Raw genomic sequence first — 20,861 nt, 5'->3', positions numbered from 1 at the left:
ATCCTTCACACTATATTCGCTCGTTTTTCACAAAAGGTTCATTTTACATGAAAATTTATTTATTACAATAAAAATATAAGGTATATTTTTATGAAAAGGAGGAATTCAATAATGAATACAGAGGATAAAATTCACGCTGAAAAAGTGTTAAAAAATCTATTCATCGGATCACAAGTTGATGGATTACAATTTGGTATTTCTCCAGGCGCTATAAAGATTCATTTCACAAACTTTCACGACTCAGTTGATTATGACGGACAATTATATATCAATATCGAATCCAAATGGTGTTTATTTAATAAACCTCAAAAAAGCTACCCATTAAATGAAGATGAATTTGAAGTTTATTCTGAGAAAGAAGAATATGAAAGAATATGTAAGATAAGAAGACAAAAAGTTACCGATATACAACTTGGCTTAGAAAGCCCTCATTTAATTATTACATTAGAGAGTGGACAAATTATTTTTTTAAATGGTTTTCATGATTATTATGAATGTTGGCAAGCTGATGTCCTATGTGAGCAATGGCTTGTAGTCGCTGCACCTGGGAATGAAATCGCCACTTGGGCTCCCGATGAGTTTACCGATAAGTAAACTGTCTTCACGAAGAAGAAACGAAGATATTTTATGAAGTACTATACTAATGAACTACATAATCATTTCTATTACACGTAAACAAAATGACGATTTTACTTTAATAGAACTCACTTTATTAAAGTTGAAAGGATGATAATGATGGCATGTGTCCATGATTTTGGAATAATTGACGATTTTACTTCTCAAAAAAATTACGAAGATTATACACCAGAGAAATATCATTGTATATCTGTTGATGATGATATTATCAGTAGTTTAAATCAAAATTTATCAATTATGAAAACCTACTTCCATACAGTCAAAAATCAGAAATACGGTTTAGCTTATTGTGGTATTACAATTATCCCGCCTGAATCATTAGCAATTTTCTATGAAACAGTTACATCCTCAAAGTTCTTCAGAAAATCTGATGAGCTGAATGAGTTAGCTTCAAAAATTGTACAAGCTGCAGCAGAACAGAAGTACATAATCCATTATGGGGTTTAAATGTAATTCAAAAAATGCTTAGGATTTCTCCGAAGCATTTTTTGTATGTTACTAATACATTTATTCCTTAACCATTTAGTCAATTCTTGAGCCTATGGCCCCATCTTTTACAAGTGAGGGCGCCCCTATTAATCTAAATAAGCGTCTCATTTCCAATCTTCCAGCTAAACCATCTCCCGTGTCCTTCTGTTTCTCCAACCGTTTCACGATATTCGTTTCCGTTAATATAATAATCAATATGAAGGTCACGATCCCACATGTTGTTATACAGGTGGAATACATCACGTTTTGCGCCAATTTCTTGTATTTGTTTTTCTAACTTATGTTTTACTTGTTCTGGTATTTGATTTGCAACATGTGTATGGAAAATACAAATAACAGCTTCTTCACTTATTTGTTCAATAATAGATGATAATAGCTCTACACCGTCTCCTTCTATTAATTGGACAGATTCATTTTTCACTAAAGATGCAGCTTGATCAAACATCTCAAGCCTTTCTTTATGTTCTGGCCAAATTAAAGCACGTAACCATAAATAATCTTCCTCATTATGTAAATCATTCACATGTAAGTCCAGTCCAATTCTTTCTACGACAGATGGGCTTTCTTTTAGAAAATGCGGCACATTTTCCCCTCTTATTTCAGAAGTTACATGCACATTTGAATTTATATTTCCGTACATTTCATCCGTCCCGTACGAATAACTATATTGGTCCCAGAACAGTTGCAACCCAGAACTTGTCCCAATTTCAATTAACGCTAACGGCTTCTTCACTTTGTTAAATATGTAGCAGAAACTTGGGTATAAGTATGCGCACCGTCTTACTTCATTTGTTTGAACGAGTTTCGTTTGTAACAAAGTAATGATTTCTTCTCGGTACTCTTTACAGAAATCTTTAAAATGATTAAAAGCTTTATCTAAATTTGTATCAGCATTTTCAACTAAACTACTATAATACGTTTTTAAATGATGTTCTTTCCCTGCTAGCAATAAATAATGTACTGCACCTAATAGTAAGTTTGGGACTGGTTGACCTACCTGAGCATAGGACGATAGTGTAAGTACTTCCTCATCTTCAGCAATTTTCATTGATAAATATTCATATAAATCACTTGACCCTTTACATTCCTTTATTGAAAAGTTTCGAAATAAGTTTGAAATTTGTTCTTTTGTACACATTAGAGTCCCTCCTTTTTATTTTTCAGAATAATCTTACCATTACAGAAAGAATAATCCTATAAAAAGGTACTCGATTTAGTCACTTAAGGATACGTAAGCTTTTTCGAGATAATTTCAAACTGTAATTTTTTTCTATTTATCACCTTAAAAGAGCTTGTTAAATAAGATTTTTAGCGAATAAAACGTTAAATAGTTTAAAATTATCAGATAACACTAGATATTTTAGTCTATTAATTATTATAATAGAGTATGAGATGGTTATATAATTGAGACAAAAAAGGTATACACCTAGGTGGGGCCTAGGCGGTGTTTCTCTTTTACGGCTTAGACATAGAAAACACCTACACTTTTTTGCCAATATAGGGGATGGAGAGATTATCATGAGCAACATGCAGCAAAAAACAGACGTTATCTTAATTGGTGCAGGAATTATGAGTGCAACGTTAGGCTCATTACTAAAAGAATTAGCACCAGAATGGGAAATTAAAGTTTTTGAAAAACTCGCAAGTGCCGGGGAAGAAAGCTCTAACGAATGGAATAATGCAGGTACAGGGCATTCTGCGCTATGCGAACTGAACTATACTTCCGAAAAAGCTGACGGATCTATAGATATTAGTAAGGCTGTAAAAGTGAATGAGCAATTCCAGCTTTCAAGACAATTTTGGGCATATCTTGTAAAGAGCAAATTAATTCGTAATCCACAAGATTTTATTATGCCACTACCTCATATGAGTTTAGTACAAGGGGAAAAAAATGTTGAGTTTCTAAAAAACCGTTTTGAAGCGCTTTCAAAAAATCCACTGTTTCAAGGAATGGAATTTTCTGATGCTCCTGAAACATTAAAAAAATGGCTTCCACTCATTATGGAAGGCCGCACATCTAATGAACCGATGGCGGCAACGAAGATTGACTCTGGAACAGATGTTAACTTCGGTGCATTAACACGTATGTTGTTTGATTACTTAAAAACAAAAAATGTCGAGTTAAACTACAAGCATAGTGTCGAAAATATTAAGCGCACGAAAAATGGTTTGTGGGAAGTAAAAGTACACGATATGAATAGTGGTAAAATTGAGCATCATACTGCTAAATTCGTCTTTATTGGCGGCGGTGGCGGTAGCCTACCTCTACTTCAAAAGACTGGTATCCCTGAATCAAAACATATCGGTGGATTCCCGGTAAGTGGACTATTTATGGTATGTAAAAACCAAAAAGTTGTAGAGCAACATCATGCGAAAGTGTACGGTAAAGCTAAAGTTGGTGCTCCGCCAATGTCTGTACCTCATCTAGATACGAGATATATAGACAATAAAAAAGCTTTACTGTTTGGACCATTCGCAGGCTTCTCACCTAAATTCTTAAAAACAGGTTCAAATCTTGACTTAATCGGTTCTGTAAAACCGAATAACGTCTTAACGATGTTAGCCGCTGGTGTAAAAGAAATGGGACTTACAAAATACTTAATTCAGCAAGTTATGTTATCACATGAAAAACGTATGGAAGAATTACGCGAATTCATTCCGAACGCGAAAAGTGAAGATTGGGATATTGTAGTTGCTGGGCAACGTGTACAAGTAATTAAAGATACTGATGCTGGTGGTAAAGGGACACTTCAATTTGGTACAGAAGTAGTAAGTGCAGCTGACGGCTCAATCGCCGCATTACTAGGCGCATCACCAGGTGCTTCTACTGCTGTTCACGTCATGCTTGAAGTATTAGAAAAATGTTTCCCAAGCCGCATGATAGAATGGGAAGAAAAAATAAAAGAAATGATTCCTTCATATGGCATTTCACTAACTGAAAATCCAAGATTGTTCCAAGATCTTCACACTTCTACTGGTCGTACACTTGGATTAAACGAAAAAGAAACTGTTCATAATTAATGAAGAAATAAAAAAACGTCCGATATATTCGGACGTTTTTTTGTCTACTAAAAATTATACTTATCAATATTATCTTTCGTAAATACAACTCGTTCTGGTAATACGATAATTCCATTCCCTTCTGCCTCATAATCATATCCTTGAATGGAGTTTGGCTCTACCTTCACTTTTCCAATTCCTTTTACTTCGAAGCTATCCCCTACTTTTAACTTCTTCCCTTTTACAACAATTTCATTTGCTACATACGTTGCGAGAGCACCTTGTTGTTTTACATCCCATAAACCAAATTGTGCTACTGTTCCTCGTTTTACGTAATCACGCATAACGTTTGGTGTAGAGAAGCCAGTTACGACAACCTTTTTATCCATTTTTAAATTTTCAGCTGCTTGTGCCATTGCCGGAAGTGCCGTTGCATCTGGACAAATGACCGCATTAATATCAGGATACGTTTTTAAAATATTCTCTCCTACTGACAAAGACTTTTGCGCATTATTTTCACCGTACTGCGTCGTTACAATTTCCCAGTTCGGATATTTCTTTTTAATAATTTCTCTCGCTTTCGTTACCCATTGGTTTTGATCCGTTACTGTCGGGCTAGAATAAAAGAAGGCTACTTTTCCTTTATCTCCAATTTGCTTTGAAGTCATTTCTATTAATAAATTAGCAAGTTGGTCTGGTGTTCCTTGGCTGATATAAAAAGAACGATCTTTCGGATTCACATCAGAATCCCATGTTAACACCGTCATCCCTTTTTTCTTAGCACGTTGCAGTGATTGCGATAACCCATCCACTGACGTAGATGAAACCATAATCGCATCATAGTTTTGATTAATGAAATTGTTTATATATTTAACTTGCCCTGAAACACTCGCTTCAGACGGTCCATCATACTTCACTTGCACGCCTAACTTATCTCCCATCTCTTTTGCCCCTTCACCACCCGATGTGAAGAAACCAACTCCTGTTAATTTCGGAATAAATGCAAATTTCACATCATCAACCTTTTTCTTATCTGCTGTTTGGCTAGAACACGCAATTAAACCGATTAAACAAATACATACAATCAATACAATCCCCAGTTTGCTCTTCATGACATTTCCCCCTTATGCAAATTCTTTCTTTTCTCCGCTAAGAATTGATGTAATTTGAAATGTCTCATAATAACTGAAAGAATAAGGATAATACCTATTACTACATTGGATTGTTCATTTGTTAAACCCGTCATTTGCAAGCCATACTGCATGAGCCCAATGAAAATACTCGCCAGTACAGTACCAATAATGCTTCCTTTTCCGCCTGTAATAAGTGTACCGCCTAAGACGACTGCTGTAATGATTGGTAAAATTGTTTCACTTCCCATATCAGCACGTGCGGAACCGAAGTAGGCAGTTAAGAAAGCGCCTCCTAATCCACCTCCTAACCCTGAAAGTATGTAAGCAATAATGACTACTTTTTTCGTTTTAATCCCGGTGTATTTTGCTGTATTTTCGTTCGCACCTGTTAATTTTACATGGCGCCCGTATATAGTTCGGTGAAATAATACAGTACATAAAACTGTTAATACGATCAGTAGCCATAATAAATTCGGTATTCCTATAAAACTACCGTTTGCCAGTTGTACAAATGTGTCAGGTAAACCGCTTATTCCTTCGTACCCAGAAGCACCTGCCCCTCCTGAAATGACGAGGGCAATTCCCCCGTATAAAAACATCGTTCCGAGTGTAACGACGAGTGGTTCTACATCCGTCATTTTTATAATGAGTCCGTTTAAAGCGCCTGCTAAACAACTAATTATTAGGGCGATTATAACAGCAAACAAAATAGGTATTCCGTTCATCCAAAGTACACCGATTAAGATTGAAGTGAGCCCCATTATTGAGCCGATCGATACATCAATTCCTCCTGTTACTATAACAAAAGTCATTGGTATCGCCGCAATTGCGATAAATAGGAAATCATTTGTACTAAAAAGGAGATTACTAATATTTAAGAAATCACTATTTATTAAACTAAAAAGGATGAATTCTACAAGAAGTAATACAATTAGAACCCCTTCCCATCTATATACATACTTCATAGATTCATCCTCCTTTCTGCCTTCCACTTTTTCATAACACTATCTAATATGATGATAAGTAATAATAAAAAACCTGAAATAGCATTATTCCAAAATGCTGGTATTTTTAAAAAGACGAGTGAGCTACTTATTGTTTCTAAAAATAACGCTCCTAATGCAGCTCCAAATAAAGATCCTGTTCCTCCTTTTAAATGAATTCCTCCTAGTACAGCGGCTGCGATTACTTGTAATTCTAATCCTGTACCTGTTTGATTTGGCACGAAACCGATATTCATAACAAATATGCAACCAGCGAGCGCAGCGCTTATGCCTGAAATCATAAACGCATATATCTTCACTTTATTTACAGGTATACCAATAAGCCTCGCGCCATCTTCATTATCACCTACCGCATAAAAGTATCTTCCCAATGGCACTTTTCTTAAAAAGAAGTATAGTAGTAGTAAAATAATAAGAACGAACCATACAGTTATAGGTAAACCAAGAATGATGATAGATGACAGCTGCTTAAAATCGTTTGGAATATCTTCAATCCACTTCCCTCCTGTGAAAATTAACATTGTACCTCTAATAATTCCTAACATGCCTAATGTCATAATAATGGCTGGTACCCGAAACTTTGCAACACCAATCCCGTTTATGAAACCAATAATAGCACCGAGCATTATAGCAGCAAAAATTGACAAGAATGCATTATACCCGTTCGTTAACAACATCCCGCAAATTGCCGCGCTTAATCCCATAATTGAGCCAACTGATACGTCTATATTTTTCGTAAATAAAACGAACGATTGGCCAATTGCTAGCACGACTAAAATAACGCTTGATTTCATCAGTAAAGATAACGAGTTAAATTGAATAAAACTAGGGTTTATCATTCCTACAATAGCTATATAAATTAGTAGTAACAGTATGATAGACGTTTCATGCATTTTTAATATATGTTTCATTCCGCTACACCTCCGTATGCAAGGCGCGTAACTTCATTCACACTCAGTTGTTCTTTTTCCATATGAGAAACAAATCGCCCATTTCTCATTACATATACACGGTTTACTAATTGGACAATTTCTTCAACATCTGAAGAGATTAATAAAATTGCGAGTCCTTCCCTTTTCATTTTTTTTATCGTCTCATACACTTCAAGCCTTGCTTTCGCATCAATTCCGCGAGTCGGCTCATCAAGAATAATAATTTTAGGATTACATGCAAGATACTTCGCAAGCACGACCTTCTGCTGATTACCTCCTGATAAAGATGCCAGTTCTTTATTCATATTCTGTACAACAATTCGGAACTGTTCTATAAACGAATTAACTAAAGCGCTTTCTTTTTCTTGATTTATAAAAAAGCGATTATTTTGATATAAACTTGCTGCTGCAATATTTTCTTTAACAGAAGCAATTGAGAAAATTCCATTCCTCGCCCTATCCTCTGGCACATAAACTAGTCCTTCGTCTAGCCTTTTATGCAAAGAACACGTATCAATTGATTTTCCACCCAATAAGATAGACCCTGATTTTATAGTTTTCAATCCAAATATCGCTTCTGCTAATTCCGTTCTGCCAGATCCTATAATGCCAGCAACACCTACAACCTCACCCGCATGTACAGTGAATGATATATTTTCGAATGCGTGACCATTTATATCAACCACTTCTAATATTTTTTTCGTCTTTACTGTCTCTTGAACTACTTCTATTTTCTCTTTCTGCTTATATCCTTTTGGCAATAGTCCCTCCATCAGCATGTCATATGTATAGTCACATACATCACCTTGGCTTACAACCATTCCATCACGTAGTATTGCTACTTTGTTGGCAATTTCAAAGATTTCTGGAAAACGATGCGTAATATAAATCATCCCAATTCCTTTTTCTTGTAAACTTTTCATCAACACAAAAAGACTCTTAATTTCGTGTGTTGTTAATGTCGATGTTGGCTCATCTAGAATAAGAATCTCAGCTTCTCTTATTAATCCTCTAACGATTTCTACTAACTGTTGTTGCGCAATCGATAATGTTCCTCCTAGTTTATTAAGGTCAATATCCCATCCTAAGCTGCTAATCAATTGCTGAATCTGTACTTTTAGTTTCTTTTTCTTTTCTTTTAACCCGATACATATATTTTCTTCAATAGTCATATGCGGAAAAATGAGTGGTTCTTGCGGTATTAAATAAATACCTTTTCCGTGTGCTTCTGATGGATTTGAAAACTGTTGCTTCCTTCCTTTTACATACATCTCTCCATCATCATACGAATATAACCCCGTTAATATTTTCATTAATGTTGATTTCCCGGCGCCATTTCCCCCCACTAAAGCGTATATATCTCCGCGCTCTACTTGTAAGTTCACTTCTTTTAATACAAGTTGATTTAAAAACGCCTTACTCATTTTCTTTACTTGTAATAAAGGTACGTTCTCCACATGATGTCACCTGCCTTTATCCAGAACATTTTTTGAGAAAATGATTATTTGTTCTACTTGTTTTGTAGCATTGTATATTCCTTTTTTTATATCTAGAACACTTTTTTCTACGTACTATTAATCGTTTCAACTGGAATAAACAAAATATATGGTACATATGTTTAAGCTGTGGTCAATTGTTGAAAGGGATGAAGAGTATGACTCAGCTGAACTTTGAAGAAAATTTATTAACTAAAGTAGCTTGGTACTATTATAAAGACCAATTAACACAACAGGAGATCGCGTCACTTCTTCATATTTCAAGAAATAAAGTCGTCCGGTTATTAGATAAAGCGCGGAGTGAAGGTATCGTTACATTTCACGTAAAAGGGACTGGTTTGCACTGTTTAAGTATTGAGCGTGACCTAATGAAAAAATTTCACTTAAAAGATGCTTTTATTATCCCTACCCCAGTAAACAATTATCACGCTTCTCTCGGAAAAGCTGCTGCACAATATTTAGAAACTCATCTCCAGCAAGGCGATTTACTCGGTATTGGCTGGGGAGAAACAATTAGCAAAATGCTAGAAAACATTCATTTTGAAAGTTCTATCAACCTTTCAATCGTAACGCTCACAGGCGGGGTAAATCACTATCTCCCGAGAAAACAAAACTATTTACACTACATGCAAGGCGAACTTCACATTATCCCTACGCCGTTTCTAGCGTCTACAACCGAAATGGCACAAAGTATTCTATCAGAACCGAGTGTAAAAGATATGCTTCAAGTCGCTTCACTTGCTCATACGGCTGTTGTCGGTATTGGGGGATTATCTCAAGACGCTACGATTGTAAAAGAAGAAAAATTAACACTACGTGAGATGACATATATTCGTAGTCAAAACGGTGCTGGCGATATTTTAGGACAGTTTTATAATACAAATGGCGATTTATTAGAACTCTCGCATCACAATCGTCTAATTGGCACGCCCCTCTCTATTTTGCGCAATATGAAGCATGTCGTCGGTGTTGCTGGAGGTACTGAAAAGATAGATGCAATTTATGGTGCCTTAAAAGGAAAGTTTATTCATTCATTAATTACCGATGAGGAAACTGCCCTCTCCTTATTACGAAAGGATGGTGATTGTTAATGTCCCATTTATTAGCTTTCGATGCTGGTACAGGGAGCATTCGAGCAGTTCTTTTTGATTTACATGGTAATCAAATTGCAGTAAGTCAAAAAGAATGGATTCACAAATCTGACCTTCGTTATCCAGGCTCTATGAACTTTGATGTAGTAGAAAATTGGAAGCTAGTACAAGAATGTACGAAAGAGGTGCTTCAAAAAAGCAACACTCCTGCCTCTTCTATTCTTGCTATTAGCGCTACAAGTATGCGAGAAGGATTTGTTTTATATGATCAAGATGGGCAAGAAATATGGGCGTGTGCAAATGTTGATGGGCGCGCATCCGTCGAAGTTAGTGAATTAAAAGAAATTCGGTCACATCTTGAAAAAGATTTATATACAAAGTCTGGTCAAACTTTTTCATTAGGTGCTTTACCACGCCTACTCTGGATAAAAAAACATGAACCCGACGTCTATAATAATATTTACTCTTTTACAATGTTAAACGATTGGATTTTATATAAACTAAGCGGCGTACTACAAATTGATCCCTCAAACGGATGCACGTCAGGTATTTTTGACTTACAAAATAGAGTGTGGGATAACGATGTCGCTAAGGAGTGCGGTCTATCTTTGCCATTTTCACCAACAGTAAATGAAGCTGGTACAGTAATTGGCAACGTTACAAAAGAGTGTGCAGCATTAACTGGATTACGTGAAGGGATTCCTGTCGTCGCCGGGGGTGGAGATGCTCAAATGGCATCGCTCGGAACAGGAATCGTGAAACCAAATCAAACGTTAATATGCGGGGGTAGCTTTTGGCAACAAGAAGTGAATGTTACTGAGCCAATAACAGATCCACATGCTGCGATTCGAGTAAATTGTCACGTCGTTCCGAACCTATGGCAATATGAAACAATCGCCTTTTTCCCAGGTCTCGTTATGCGCTGGTTTCGAGACGCTTTTTGCCAAGAAGAAAAGAAACTTGCTGATAAACTTGGTGTAGATGCTTATGAATTACTAGAAGAACAAGCGAAAGACGTACCTGTCGGTTCACATGGCATTATCCCTACTTTTTCAAACGTTATGAACTACATTTCTTGGCGTCATGCCGCACCTTCATTCTTAAATTTAAGTTTAGACGCTGACAAATGCGGAAAAAAAGAACTGTTTCGTGCTATTGAAGAAAATGCAGCCTTCATTACACTTGGAAACTTAAAATTAATAAAAAATCTAACTGGCACATTCCCTTCTGAAGTTATTTTTGCTGGCGGTGCCGCTAAAGGAAAACTATGGCCACAAATTCTATCAGACGTACTCGGTATTCCTGTAAAAGTACCTGTTGTGAAAGAAGCAGCTGCTTTAGGAACTGCGATTGCTGCTGGAGTTGGTGCTGGCATATATTCATCTATGGAAGAAACTGCCGAAGAGTTTGTACAGTGGGAGCAAACATTCGAACCAGTTACTGAAAATCACGAACTATATAAAGAGTTCTATGAAACATGGAAAACTGTATATGACAGTCAGCTCGCTTTAGCTGATAAAGGGCTCACCTCACATATGTGGATTGCGCCTGGTGCACTGTAACACATTACATAAAGGAGTGAACTGTATGTTAAAAGCGAATGAAAATGACTTCTCCTATCGCTTCGGTGATAACGGGCCGAAATATTTAATACAAGGGCCAAATATTGATCTTGGCCTTGTTGTCATTCAACCGGGCCAGGAGTTTCAAAACCATTATCATACGACGTGCGAAGAGGTCTTTTATGCATTAGAAGGTGAAATAGACTTCTATGTAAATAACGAAAGAGTTCCGATTAAACAAGGTGATGTCCTGCAAGTTCGCCCTCATGAATCTCACTATCTGATTAACCATTCTGACAAACCTTTTAAAGCTGTTTTTATAAAGTCACCACATTTACCAAATAAAGATACGGTACAAACGGAAAATCCAACATTAACGAAGGAGTGATTTTGAATGACTTGGGGATTTAAAAATCGATTAAATACAATTTTACCTGACGGTAGAGCGGTTATGTTAGCAATAGATCACGGCTACTTTTTAGGGCCAATTCACGGGCTAGAACAACCACTTGAAACAGTTAAAAACTTACTTCCGTATACAGACTCCCTCTTTTTAACACGCGGTGTACTTAGTTCCTGTATTCCTGAAAACTGCAGCACACCGATGGTTATGCGTGTATCTGGTGGCGCTACTGTCGTCGGTAAAGATTTAGCGAATGAAACAATTGTTACACCTGTAAAAGAAGCAGTGAAGCAAAACGCAATTGGCGTTGGCGTTTCTGTTTTTGTCGGATCAGACTATGAAACACAAACTGTTACAAATCTCGCAAATGTAGTTTCTGAAGCTCATGATTACGGCCTACCAGTACTCGGCATTACCGCAGTCGCAAAGGAATTACAAAAACGTGAAGCTCGCTTTCTAGCACTTGCTTCCCGCGTATGTGTTGAAATGGGTGCTGATATTATTAAAACGTATTACTGCGAAGGATTCGAAAAAATAACGAGCACATGCCCTGCCCCAGTCGTCATCGCGGGCGGCCCAAAACTAGATTCAATTGAAGACGCATTAAACATTACGTACAACGCACTGCAAGAAGGTGCAATCGGCGTAGATATGGGCCGCAACATATGGCAATCCGAACATCCAGCTGCGATGATTCAAGCGATACATGGTATTGTGAAAAATGGATTGAATGTGAAAGAGGCGCTTGAACTTTATGATGATGTGAAGAATTAATGTGAAAAGACAGACTATTTATTAGTCTGTCTTTTTTACTTTACAGTGAAACTTTCTTAATCCGGCTTCTAATATGATACATACTTAAATTCTATACACCTTCAAATGATTACTCTTGATGATTACTATTAAGCTTTGAAACTTTCTTATCTTCTCTATAATCAAGATAAGACACTGGATTCATTTTCATAACACTTAAATATGTAAGGCAAGATATTTAAGCGTTCCGTCTAAGACTATGCTTAATAAGTCTAATATTTTTTCTATATCCTAGAACGTTTTTTAAATGAATGAAAGTTTTTCTATCATTCCCATCCCCCCAGTAATAAAAAAGAGGATACATGATTACTTCTACAACATGTATCCTCTACTTATATATTACGACTGTTGATAAGCCGATTTCGATGATTTCACATAATAAACCGCATGATCCACATTAATAATATGATCTGGTTTTGGTTTACCGCGGCCCGCTCTATGTCCAGCTAAGTGTTCTTCACTTGTTTCCCAGTTTTTCCATGCTTCTTCAGATTCCCAGCGAATCATTACGACCACTTCTTCGTCTCCTCGTCTTACTTTTTTCACAAGAACACTCAAGTCGATAAAGCCTTCAAATTTTTCAATTATACCTTCTCCAGTAAAACGTTCTACAACTATATTTGATGTACCTTCTTTTACTGTAAATGTTTTCGTTTCGATAAACATATATCCCACTCCTTCTTTGTAATACGAATACTACTATTCTTCCATTATAATTGATTATGATAATTATTTTCAATTGTAAAGTTTTAATTTTTTGAATTATGCTGATTTCTTTTCTATCGCCTCATCTAAAAATTTGAAATATGGAAGTAACATTCCTATTAAAGAGGTGACACATATAATTGCACCGATGATTAAATATAACGCTCTTACTCCCCACATTTCACTCAATATTCCCCCTACTAACACACCTAGCGGCATAGTGGATCGTATGAAAAATAATCGCACTGAAAATACTTGCCCTATCATATTGTTCGGAACTGATTGTTGACATATCGTTGTGTTATGAACATTGAAAAATGCAATACAAATCCCTGCTATTACTTCAATTATTATTGCAATGATAATACTATGATTGAATCCTAATGAAATGTATGTGAGTCCCCCTATAAACAATCCTCCAAGCATAAGTATACGCCGGCTTTTATATGTTACTTTTCCGACTAATACTGAGCCAATTACGTAGCCAAGTGGAAAACCTGCCATGAAATAACCGTACTCTGCATATCCCGCTGACAGCTCGTCTTTTATATAAGGAAGATTTGTGACCATCGTTACCCCTACTCCAAACTGCACGAAAGTAAGAAATATACCGAGCCAAACGATGATTGGTTTTGTGAAAAAATATGTAAAACCGTGAAAAAACTGTTCTAGCCACGTTTTCCGAATAGGTTGCGACGTTCTATTTTCTTTTATATAAAATAAGAAAGTGCCACTAACAAATAAACATATGCATACGAAAGATAATGTAAGTTCTGTTCCAATCAAATGAATGACTACTCCGCCTAATACTGGCGCAAGAAACATCATAAGGCGAGTCATTCCATCAATGTACGCATTTGCATCTTGAAGTTGTTCTTTCCCTACAATGCTCGGTGTAATTGCTTGACTTGCAGGTGTATAAAGTGGTGTAATAAGTCCCACTACAATTTGAACAACATAAATGTGCCAAACTTCTATACTACCCGAAACTAGCATCACCAAAGGTAATAAAAATACGGACGCTCGTATCCATTGTGAAAATATCATAATCCACTTCCGGCTCCATTTATCAATAAATGGGCCACTTATTAATTGCAATATGAGTGATGGGATGAAATATAATAACCACATACTACTTAAAGCCATTTCTGATCCTGTTAACTCATATACTAGAATTGAATTACATAACGTTCCGAAAGCCCCTCCTAATTCAGAGATTGCACTACCAATCCACATAAAAAAGAACGAACGATTTTTCAATATACTCTTCATTATAGCTCACCAACTTTTCTCTTAAATTCCTCCCTTTATGTACATTCTTGTTGCATATTATCTATTCAAAAATGCTTCTAATTCTTTCGCTAACGACTGCACTGCTTTCTTCCTTAATACATACTTTCCATCATGTATATCAACTAACTTCGCTGCACGTAACAATTTCAAATGATGGTGTACTGTCGATTTACCAAGCTGCAATCTTTCCGTTATTTCCTGTAATGTACGTTCTTTTTTAAACAACATTTTTACAATTCGCAATCTCGCCTCATCCCCAAGAGCCTTATGTTTTTGAACTAAAAAATAATTCGGTTCATACGGATCTTCAGGATGAATGCTTTCATTCGCAACTGGATAATGAAATACTTTCGTATCATCAATATCTGCTTCAATATTCCACGGTCTGTACGTCATTTGCGGAATAAGAAGTACGTGATGAACACTTGGCTCTGGCATATAGTTCACGCCACCAGTCGCCCACTCGACAAACTCTTCCGGCTTCATCTTTTTATTCATTTCATTTTTTGCTTCATAATCTCGTTTTAATATAGAAAGTATTTCTTCTTCCTCACTCTTAATTACACTCTCATACCAACCTGTCATTACAGCGATTAAATGAGATTTCAGCACTTGTACATCTACATCACATATAAAGCGAATGTACGTAGAGAAAAACTGATGATCATGTGTTAATTCCTTTAGTTCATGTATTGCAGTTCCATCTCTACTTGCGGCTAAACGTCTTTTTTTCTCATATTTCTCCCCTAAAAACGGTAAACATATATACTTCAAATCTTCTTCTGAAAGTGAATCGATTTTAACATGAAACTGTGATACATCCTGTATGTCTTCTTCATACAACAACTGAAGCAATGCTTTCCACGTATTATTTTCTTCGACAAATTGTAAGTGCTCTCTCATTTCTTCTGTTAATGATTTCTTAATTTCTTCCCATTCATTTTGACTCTTTTCAAGTGTATCAATTAACCTCTTATGAGTAATTGCTGCAATGCCAAGCGCACATTCGAAAAGTATCGAATATTTCACTTGAACATTATAAGTTTCCCTCTTTCTACTCGTTATGTGATAGACCTCCATTTTTATCCCCTCCTTGTTTGCTATATATCAAATTCTATTTTTATCGAATTTAACCTTCTATATTTTTAGAATTATTTTGCGACTTCAAAAAAACTCTAATCAATGAGCAAATAGAGAAAGGTTTATACTCTTTTTCATTCTGACTCAATTAAAGCCTTGATTATTAAGTATCATATTAAAAAGAAGTTTTTTAATGGCTCTTGTTATAAGTTGTCTTTCACCCTCTTGTGCAACTATAGAAAAGGTTTATTGAAGAGAAAAGAGAATTGGTTTTATTAAGAAAAATGAACAGGAGGCTATACGAATGGGAAGAAAAGAAATGTTGCAAAATGGAGTCCAACAAGTTTTTTACGAAGAAGAATGGTACCCACCAATATCAGAAGCGTTAAAGAATCTTACGGCTGAACAAGCATGTTGGCAACCAGAAGGTGCTGCCAGTAATACGATTTGGGAAAATGTGAACCATTTATTAATCTTTAAAGAACGCCTACTTTCCCGCTTACATGAAGACGACACATTTGTTGCTCCACAAAATAATGATGAGACGTTTATCCAAGGTGGACCTAATGATGATGCCGCTTGGCAGCAAACCGTAAAGCGAACGCTTCAAGTACATGATGCCTTACAATCTTCATTAACCGCCCTTCAAGAAGCAGAACTAGATCAACTAAGTCCTTCTCTACCAGTTTGGCAACAATATATGAATATCCTTTTGCATGATGCTTATCATACAGGACAAATTATACAGCTTCGGAAACTTCAAGGTTCATGGCCAACTCACCGTTCTTATTTATAAAGTGAAATTTTAATCAGCTCTTACCAATCGGGATTTTGCGGGCAGCCCATCCCCACCTCACTTCTTTGCTTTCCTTGAATTTTGAGGTAAAAATCTTACTGCCCGTTAATCCGGGATAAACGATGTTTAAAATCGCATACGTTTAATATCCAACAAAACAATTGAAAACAGCTAATTGTTCGATAATTACTGCGATTTCTCAAAATAAAGCAAATTAAAATACATTGATTCCTAACATAACTTACATGCTTCATAACTTCTAATCATAATCCAAATTTGGAAGAATAGATGCTTTTTTATATACAAATAATAACTCTCAAGGAGTTGTTGACATGTATTTCATATTGAATATGTTAGGGATTTTCGTTGTCATATTAATCATTTTCTTATGTTCGCCTAATAAAAAACATATAAAATGGAGACCAATTGTAATTCTCATCCTATTGGAGCTTTTTATTACGTGGTTTATGTTAGGCACAAAGCTCGGCAGTATTATCATTAATAAAATTGCGTCATTTTTCAGTTGGCTACTAGCATGTGCGAATGAAGGTATTCGATTTGCATTTCCTTCAGCTATGGAAAGTCAGCACATTGATTTCTTCTTTAGTGCGTTACTTCCTATCATTTTTGTTATTACTTTTTTCGATATTCTTTCTTATTTCGGAATCTTAACTTGGATTATTGATAAAGTAGGTGCAGTTATTTCAAAGATTTCTCGTTTACCAAAGTTAGAAAGTTTCTTTTCGATTCAAATGATGTTTTTAGGAAACACCGAAGCACTTGCGGTTGTTCGTGATCAATTATCTGTTTTAAAAGAAAATCGATTATTAACTTTTGGAATTATGAGTATGAGTAGCGTTAGCGGATCCATTCTTGGTGCTTATTTATCAATGGTTCCAGCAACATATATTTTTAGCGCAATCCCATTAAACTGTATTAACGCATTAATTTTAGCCAATGTATTAAATCCTGTGGAAGTTTCGAAAGAAGAAGACGTTGTTTACACACCTTCAAAACATGAAAAAAAGGATTTCTTTTCTACTATTTCAAACAGTATGTTAGTTGGGATGAATATGGTTATCGTTATTTTAGCTATGGTAATTGGTTATGTAGCTTTAACAGCATGTTTAAATGGGATTTTAGGATTTTTTGTAACGGGGTTAACAATTCAAAAAATCTTCTCCATTATCTTTAGTCCTTTTGCATTTTTACTCGGTTTATCAGGCAGTGATGCTATGTATGTAGCTGAATTAATGGGGATCAAAATAACGACGAATGAATTTGTTGCAATGATGGATTTAAAATCAAACTTAAAGTCGCTACAACCGCATACGGTTGCGGTTGCAACGACATTTCTAGCTTCTTTTGCTAACTTTAGTACAGTAGGTATGATTTACGGAACTTACAATTCATTATTTGGCGGAGAAAAATCATCAGTCATCGGTAAAAATGTTTGGAAGCTTCTTGTTAGCGGGATGGCTGTTTCTTTATTAAGTGCTATGCTCGTTGGGCTATTTGTATGGTAATTAATTTTTATAATAAAAGACACCCAAGCCAATTGAGTGTCTTTTATTATTATTTTCGAATTTGTCCATTTCCACGAATCACATATTTTGTAGAAGTTAATGCTGGAAGCCCCATTGGTCCTCTTACGTGTAACTTTTGTGTACTGATACCAATTTCCGCTCCGAATCCAAATTCGGATCCATCTGTAAAACGAGTCGATGCATTATGATAAAGTGCCGCGGCATCTACAGAAGTAAAAAACTTGCTGACGTTTTCCTCGTTTTCAGTAATAATTGCTTCAGAATGCATAGATCCATACGTATTTATATGATGAATCGCTTCTTCAACAGTGGAAACCACTTTCACTGCTAGTGTGAGAGATAAAAACTCAGTTTCCCAGTCTTCTTCTGTCGCAAGTAAGATAGAAGAATCAATCGCCACTGCTTTATTATCACCACGTAGCTCCACTCCTCTTTCATTCAAGGAAGAAAACAACTCGCTACCATATTGCTCTGCCCAATTCTCATGAAGTACAATCGTCTCAATTGCATTACATACAGATGGACGCTGTGTTTTTGCATTTATAATAATATTAAACGCCATTTGTTTTTCTGCTGTTTCATCAATGAATATATGACAATTTCCCGCACCTGTTTCAAGTACTGGAACAGACGCTTCTCTCACTACTGTATCAATTAATTGTTTACCGCCTCTTGGTATAAGAACATCCAAGTACTCGTTCAATGTAAACAACTGTTTTGCACTATCTCTCGTTGTATCTTCTATGAGCTGTACACTTTCTGAAGGCAAGCTAGTTTGCTTAAGCGCCCGGTGAATAACGCTAACGATGGCTTTGTTAGAATGGATAGCAGAAGAACTACCACGTAGTATTACTGCGTTTCCTGTTTTTAAACAAATTGTAGCAGCATCAACAGTTACATTCGGTCTTGCCTCATAAATCATCCCGACAACACCAAGTGGTACGCGCATCTCCTGAATAGATAGTCCATTTGGCCTTTCCCATGCACTTACACATTCTCCTACAGGATCACGTAATTCAATTAGCTGCTTAATCCCCTCTGTCATATCAATAATACGATTTTCAGTTAGCAGAAGACGATCAAGGAGTGAATCAGAAAATCCTTTTGCCTTACCTTCTTCAATATCCCTCTTGTTTTCTTCTAAAATATAAGCTGTTTCTAATATTAACTGATCAGCTATTGCGGAAAGTGCTTCGTTTTTTTGCTCTGTAGATTTAAGCACAAGCTCTCTAGCAACCTCTTTTGCTTTTATCCCCTTTGCCAACACTTCATTCATTTTTATTTCCTCCTTTTTAAAGTGAAACCCAATGATCCCTATGGATGACTTCATAACTATGTCTCTCGCCTCTTACTTGAATATCTTGGCTTTGCATACCTTTTACATCTATTAGTTCCTCTGCACTATATGTGCATTGTCCTTTTCCTATTACGCGCCCTTGTTGCGTTACAACCTCTACAACTTCACCCACTTGGAAAAATCCTGATACATTCGTAACACCAGCTGGAAGTAAACTCTTACCATGCTGAATGATGGCAGTAGCTGCCCCAGCATCTACTTCAATTTGTCCGCTAACAAGCGAATGTAAGGCAATCCATTGCTTGTTCATCTTCATTTCTTTTTGAGGAGCATTACCAACATACGTTCCATCACCCTTACCCTTCAAAACATCTACAAACTTTTCCTGTCCACGTCCTGTTCCGATAAATACACTCACACCAAGAGAGAGCGCTGTCTTTGCAGCGTCGATTTTTGATTTCATACCGCCAGTCCCAAGTTTTGAGCCAGCATCTCCTGCAAGAGAAGAAATTTCTTCCGTAACTTCAGGAAGAAAATAATATTTTTTTGCATCCGCATTTTTCTGAGGATTTTTGTCATATAACCCGTTCACATCCGTAAAGATCATAAGCATATCCGCCGAAACAAGCCCGCTTACTAAAGCTGACAGCATATCATTATCACCGAACGTCAGCTCCTCTAAAGAGATGGAATCATTTTCATTAATAATTGGAAGAGCGGAGCGGTTTAATAATTCTCCTAACGTAGCGTAAGCATTACTATATTGTTCTTTTCTAGAAAAATCACTTCTCGTCAGCAAAAGTTGCGCAGTAACGATGCCATATTTACGGAATTCCTCCGTGTACGCCTGCATTAACAAACTTTGTCCGACAGCTGCTGCAGCCTGTTTCCCTTTAATCGTTACAGGTCTGCTAGGATATCCTAGCGCTGAAAAACCTGCAGCGACGGCTCCAGATGTAATTAACACAACCTCGTGCCCATCTTCTTTCAACCGAGCCAATGCGGCAACGTGATCTGAAAGCTGTTCTGTAGAGATGCCTCCGTGACTATCTGCCAAGGAACTACTCCCAATCTTTACAACAACTCGTTGTTTTTTCACTTTTTTATCCCCCAAGTCTAAAATCAAAGTTTTTTATAAATTACACTTCATTCACTTTGTAACTATATCTATTCTCATCAATGCTGCAATGAGGTATTTAAGAGCAAAATAAAAATGACCGCTTCGCCCTTAATAAAATAAAAAGGACGAAACGGTCATTGTTCCGCGGTACCACCTTAATTGATATACATAGATATCCACTTGGTGCCTATAACGCAGGCGAACGCCTAAACTTTCATTTAAGACTCAGGGATAGGTTCGATATATTCTATACGAGGAATCTTTCAGCCGGTGAATTCCACTCTCTTTCGCAAGAAGACATATGTACTAATTCCCTTCAACGATTTTCAATCTAATTTTTTTATATTATGCGATATAGTTCGATTCGGTGTCAAGAGATATTTTTAAAAATAAATAGAGCCGCAAGTTATTTGTATGAAATTATCGCCCTACTGAATGAAAATACAAAATGATATAAGTTTAAC

The 20,861-nt window shown here is 36.3% G+C and carries 19 protein-coding genes and 1 other annotated feature; of the genes, 9 read left to right on the top strand and 10 right to left on the bottom strand.

Annotated elements, in window-relative coordinates; all coding sequences use genetic code 11:
- The first annotated feature begins 111 nt into the window (after positions 1–111).
- Both ACTFO4_RS24785 and ACTFO4_RS24780 read left to right on the top strand, forming a co-directional pair.
- The gene (locus tag ACTFO4_RS24785) at positions 112–594 is read left to right on the top strand and encodes a hypothetical protein (protein WP_440014277.1); all 483 of its coding nucleotides are present in this window, start codon (positions 112–114) and stop codon (positions 592–594) included.
- 138 nt (positions 595–732) lie between these two features.
- Positions 733–1,083, top strand: coding sequence for a short-chain dehydrogenase (locus ACTFO4_RS24780; RefSeq protein WP_440014275.1), 351 nt, complete (start codon positions 733–735; stop codon positions 1,081–1,083).
- A 133-nt stretch (positions 1,084–1,216) separates the two neighbouring features.
- Here the strand turns inward: ACTFO4_RS24780 and ACTFO4_RS24775 are convergent, their stop codons facing one another.
- Positions 1,217–2,263 (bottom strand): DUF2332 domain-containing protein, encoded by a 1,047-nt coding sequence (locus ACTFO4_RS24775; protein ID WP_063220891.1) that lies wholly within the window; start codon positions 2,261–2,263, stop codon positions 1,217–1,219.
- 380 nt (positions 2,264–2,643) lie between these two features.
- Between ACTFO4_RS24775 and ACTFO4_RS24770 the strand changes: the two genes are divergently transcribed.
- The gene (locus tag ACTFO4_RS24770) at positions 2,644–4,146 is read left to right on the top strand and encodes a malate:quinone oxidoreductase (RefSeq protein WP_000069137.1); all 1,503 of its coding nucleotides are present in this window, start codon (positions 2,644–2,646) and stop codon (positions 4,144–4,146) included.
- Between the two features lie 47 nt (positions 4,147–4,193).
- Here the strand turns inward: ACTFO4_RS24770 and lsrB are convergent, their stop codons facing one another.
- Genes lsrB through ACTFO4_RS24750 form a run of 4 tightly spaced genes read right to left on the bottom strand, consistent with a single transcriptional unit; the run spans position 4,194 to position 8,651 of the window.
- Positions 4,194–5,237, bottom strand: coding sequence for an autoinducer 2 ABC transporter substrate-binding protein LsrB (lsrB, locus tag ACTFO4_RS24765; RefSeq protein WP_440014273.1), 1,044 nt, complete (start codon positions 5,235–5,237; stop codon positions 4,194–4,196).
- The gene (locus ACTFO4_RS24760; protein WP_000878521.1) at positions 5,234–6,223 is read right to left on the bottom strand and encodes an ABC transporter permease; all 990 of its coding nucleotides are present in this window, start codon (positions 6,221–6,223) and stop codon (positions 5,234–5,236) included. The genes lsrB and ACTFO4_RS24760 overlap by 4 nt, the downstream gene beginning before the upstream one ends.
- Positions 6,220–7,173, bottom strand: coding sequence for an ABC transporter permease subunit (locus ACTFO4_RS24755; protein ID WP_440014271.1), 954 nt, complete (start codon positions 7,171–7,173; stop codon positions 6,220–6,222). Before ACTFO4_RS24755 ends, ACTFO4_RS24760 begins: the two co-directional genes overlap by 4 nt.
- Positions 7,170–8,651 carry a sugar ABC transporter ATP-binding protein gene (locus ACTFO4_RS24750; protein ID WP_431139814.1) on the bottom strand — a complete coding sequence of 494 codons (1,482 nt, stop codon included), beginning with the start codon at positions 8,649–8,651 and terminating at the stop codon, positions 7,170–7,172. Before ACTFO4_RS24750 ends, ACTFO4_RS24755 begins: the two co-directional genes overlap by 4 nt.
- Before the next feature lie 197 nt (positions 8,652–8,848).
- Here ACTFO4_RS24750 and ACTFO4_RS24745 point away from each other — a divergent pair, with 197 nt between their 5' ends.
- Genes ACTFO4_RS24745 through lsrF form a run of 4 tightly spaced genes read left to right on the top strand, consistent with a single transcriptional unit; the run spans position 8,849 to position 12,520 of the window.
- Positions 8,849–9,781: a sugar-binding transcriptional regulator gene (locus ACTFO4_RS24745; RefSeq protein ID WP_000192709.1), complete on the top strand. Its 933-nt coding sequence runs from the start codon at positions 8,849–8,851 to the stop codon at positions 9,779–9,781.
- Entirely contained in the window at positions 9,781–11,343 is a 1,563-nt protein-coding gene (gene lsrK / locus ACTFO4_RS24740; protein ID WP_000018815.1) for an autoinducer-2 kinase, read from the top strand. The genes ACTFO4_RS24745 and lsrK overlap by 1 nt, the downstream gene beginning before the upstream one ends.
- A 25-nt stretch (positions 11,344–11,368) precedes the next feature.
- On the top strand, positions 11,369–11,731 hold the full coding sequence (locus tag ACTFO4_RS24735; RefSeq protein ID WP_000909986.1) for a cupin domain-containing protein: 363 nt from the start codon (positions 11,369–11,371) through the stop codon (positions 11,729–11,731).
- Between the two features lie 6 nt (positions 11,732–11,737).
- A complete protein-coding gene (gene lsrF, locus ACTFO4_RS24730) occupies positions 11,738–12,520 on the top strand; it encodes a 3-hydroxy-5-phosphonooxypentane-2,4-dione thiolase (protein ID WP_000219782.1) in 783 nt (260 codons plus the stop codon).
- A gap of 378 nt (positions 12,521–12,898) precedes the next feature.
- Here lsrF and hmoA read toward each other — a convergent pair whose 3' ends face one another.
- The 3 genes from hmoA to ACTFO4_RS24715 all read right to left on the bottom strand — a co-directional run bounded on the left by hmoA (position 12,899) and on the right by ACTFO4_RS24715 (position 15,637).
- Positions 12,899–13,225 (bottom strand): heme-degrading monooxygenase HmoA, encoded by a 327-nt coding sequence (gene hmoA / locus ACTFO4_RS24725; protein ID WP_000469498.1) that lies wholly within the window; start codon positions 13,223–13,225, stop codon positions 12,899–12,901.
- A gap of 96 nt (positions 13,226–13,321) precedes the next feature.
- Positions 13,322–14,536, bottom strand: a complete 1,215-nt coding sequence (locus ACTFO4_RS24720) for an MFS transporter (RefSeq protein WP_000836098.1) — start codon at positions 14,534–14,536, stop codon at positions 13,322–13,324.
- Between the two features lie 57 nt (positions 14,537–14,593).
- Positions 14,594–15,637 (bottom strand): ArsR/SmtB family transcription factor, encoded by a 1,044-nt coding sequence (locus tag ACTFO4_RS24715; protein ID WP_000454563.1) that lies wholly within the window; start codon positions 15,635–15,637, stop codon positions 14,594–14,596.
- 304 nt (positions 15,638–15,941) lie between these two features.
- Here ACTFO4_RS24715 and ACTFO4_RS24710 point away from each other — a divergent pair, with 304 nt between their 5' ends.
- Both ACTFO4_RS24710 and ACTFO4_RS24705 read left to right on the top strand, forming a co-directional pair.
- Positions 15,942–16,433, top strand: coding sequence for a DinB family protein (locus ACTFO4_RS24710; RefSeq protein ID WP_000532727.1), 492 nt, complete (start codon positions 15,942–15,944; stop codon positions 16,431–16,433).
- Between the two features lie 332 nt (positions 16,434–16,765).
- Positions 16,766–17,959 (top strand): NupC/NupG family nucleoside CNT transporter, encoded by a 1,194-nt coding sequence (locus tag ACTFO4_RS24705; RefSeq protein WP_000273596.1) that lies wholly within the window; start codon positions 16,766–16,768, stop codon positions 17,957–17,959.
- Between the two features lie 49 nt (positions 17,960–18,008).
- Here the strand turns inward: ACTFO4_RS24705 and ACTFO4_RS24700 are convergent, their stop codons facing one another.
- Both ACTFO4_RS24700 and proB read right to left on the bottom strand, forming a co-directional pair.
- Positions 18,009–19,256 (bottom strand): glutamate-5-semialdehyde dehydrogenase, encoded by a 1,248-nt coding sequence (locus ACTFO4_RS24700; protein WP_078421372.1) that lies wholly within the window; start codon positions 19,254–19,256, stop codon positions 18,009–18,011.
- 16 nt (positions 19,257–19,272) lie between these two features.
- Positions 19,273–20,376, bottom strand: coding sequence for a glutamate 5-kinase (gene proB, locus ACTFO4_RS24695; RefSeq protein WP_000744803.1), 1,104 nt, complete (start codon positions 20,374–20,376; stop codon positions 19,273–19,275).
- Between the two features lie 139 nt (positions 20,377–20,515).
- Positions 20,516–20,726: a binding site (T-box leader), on the bottom strand.
- Between the last annotated feature and the right edge of the window lie 135 nt (positions 20,727–20,861).

The sequence above is a fragment of the Bacillus cereus group sp. MYBKT14-1 genome (assembly GCF_051915185.1).
In the GTDB taxonomy this organism is placed as follows: Bacteria; Bacillota; Bacilli; order Bacillales; family Bacillaceae_G; genus Bacillus_A; species Bacillus_A cereus.
The sequence above is the reverse complement of the archived record's forward strand: the minus strand, read 5'-3'. Positions and strand labels throughout refer to the sequence as shown.

Coding starts and splice junctions, on each gene's coding strand:
- ACTFO4_RS24785 (WP_440014277.1), top strand. CDS start 112: ATGAATACAGAGGATAAAATTCACGCTGAAAAAGTGTTAAAAAATCTA.
- ACTFO4_RS24780 (WP_440014275.1), top strand. CDS start 733: ATGATGGCATGTGTCCATGATTTTGGAATAATTGACGATTTTACTTCT.
- ACTFO4_RS24775 (WP_063220891.1), bottom strand. CDS start 2,263: ATGTGTACAAAAGAACAAATTTCAAACTTATTTCGAAACTTTTCAATA.
- ACTFO4_RS24770 (WP_000069137.1), top strand. CDS start 2,644: ATGAGCAACATGCAGCAAAAAACAGACGTTATCTTAATTGGTGCAGGA.
- lsrB (WP_440014273.1), bottom strand. CDS start 5,237: ATGAAGAGCAAACTGGGGATTGTATTGATTGTATGTATTTGTTTAATC.
- ACTFO4_RS24760 (WP_000878521.1), bottom strand. CDS start 6,223: ATGAAGTATGTATATAGATGGGAAGGGGTTCTAATTGTATTACTTCTT.
- ACTFO4_RS24755 (WP_440014271.1), bottom strand. CDS start 7,173: ATGAAACATATATTAAAAATGCATGAAACGTCTATCATACTGTTACTA.
- ACTFO4_RS24745 (WP_000192709.1), top strand. CDS start 8,849: ATGACTCAGCTGAACTTTGAAGAAAATTTATTAACTAAAGTAGCTTGG.
- lsrK (WP_000018815.1), top strand. CDS start 9,781: ATGTCCCATTTATTAGCTTTCGATGCTGGTACAGGGAGCATTCGAGCA.
- ACTFO4_RS24735 (WP_000909986.1), top strand. CDS start 11,369: ATGTTAAAAGCGAATGAAAATGACTTCTCCTATCGCTTCGGTGATAAC.
- lsrF (WP_000219782.1), top strand. CDS start 11,738: ATGACTTGGGGATTTAAAAATCGATTAAATACAATTTTACCTGACGGT.
- hmoA (WP_000469498.1), bottom strand. CDS start 13,225: ATGTTTATCGAAACGAAAACATTTACAGTAAAAGAAGGTACATCAAAT.
- ACTFO4_RS24720 (WP_000836098.1), bottom strand. CDS start 14,536: ATGAAGAGTATATTGAAAAATCGTTCGTTCTTTTTTATGTGGATTGGT.
- ACTFO4_RS24715 (WP_000454563.1), bottom strand. CDS start 15,637: ATGGAGGTCTATCACATAACGAGTAGAAAGAGGGAAACTTATAATGTT.
- ACTFO4_RS24710 (WP_000532727.1), top strand. CDS start 15,942: ATGGGAAGAAAAGAAATGTTGCAAAATGGAGTCCAACAAGTTTTTTAC.
- ACTFO4_RS24705 (WP_000273596.1), top strand. CDS start 16,766: ATGTATTTCATATTGAATATGTTAGGGATTTTCGTTGTCATATTAATC.
- ACTFO4_RS24700 (WP_078421372.1), bottom strand. CDS start 19,256: ATGAATGAAGTGTTGGCAAAGGGGATAAAAGCAAAAGAGGTTGCTAGA.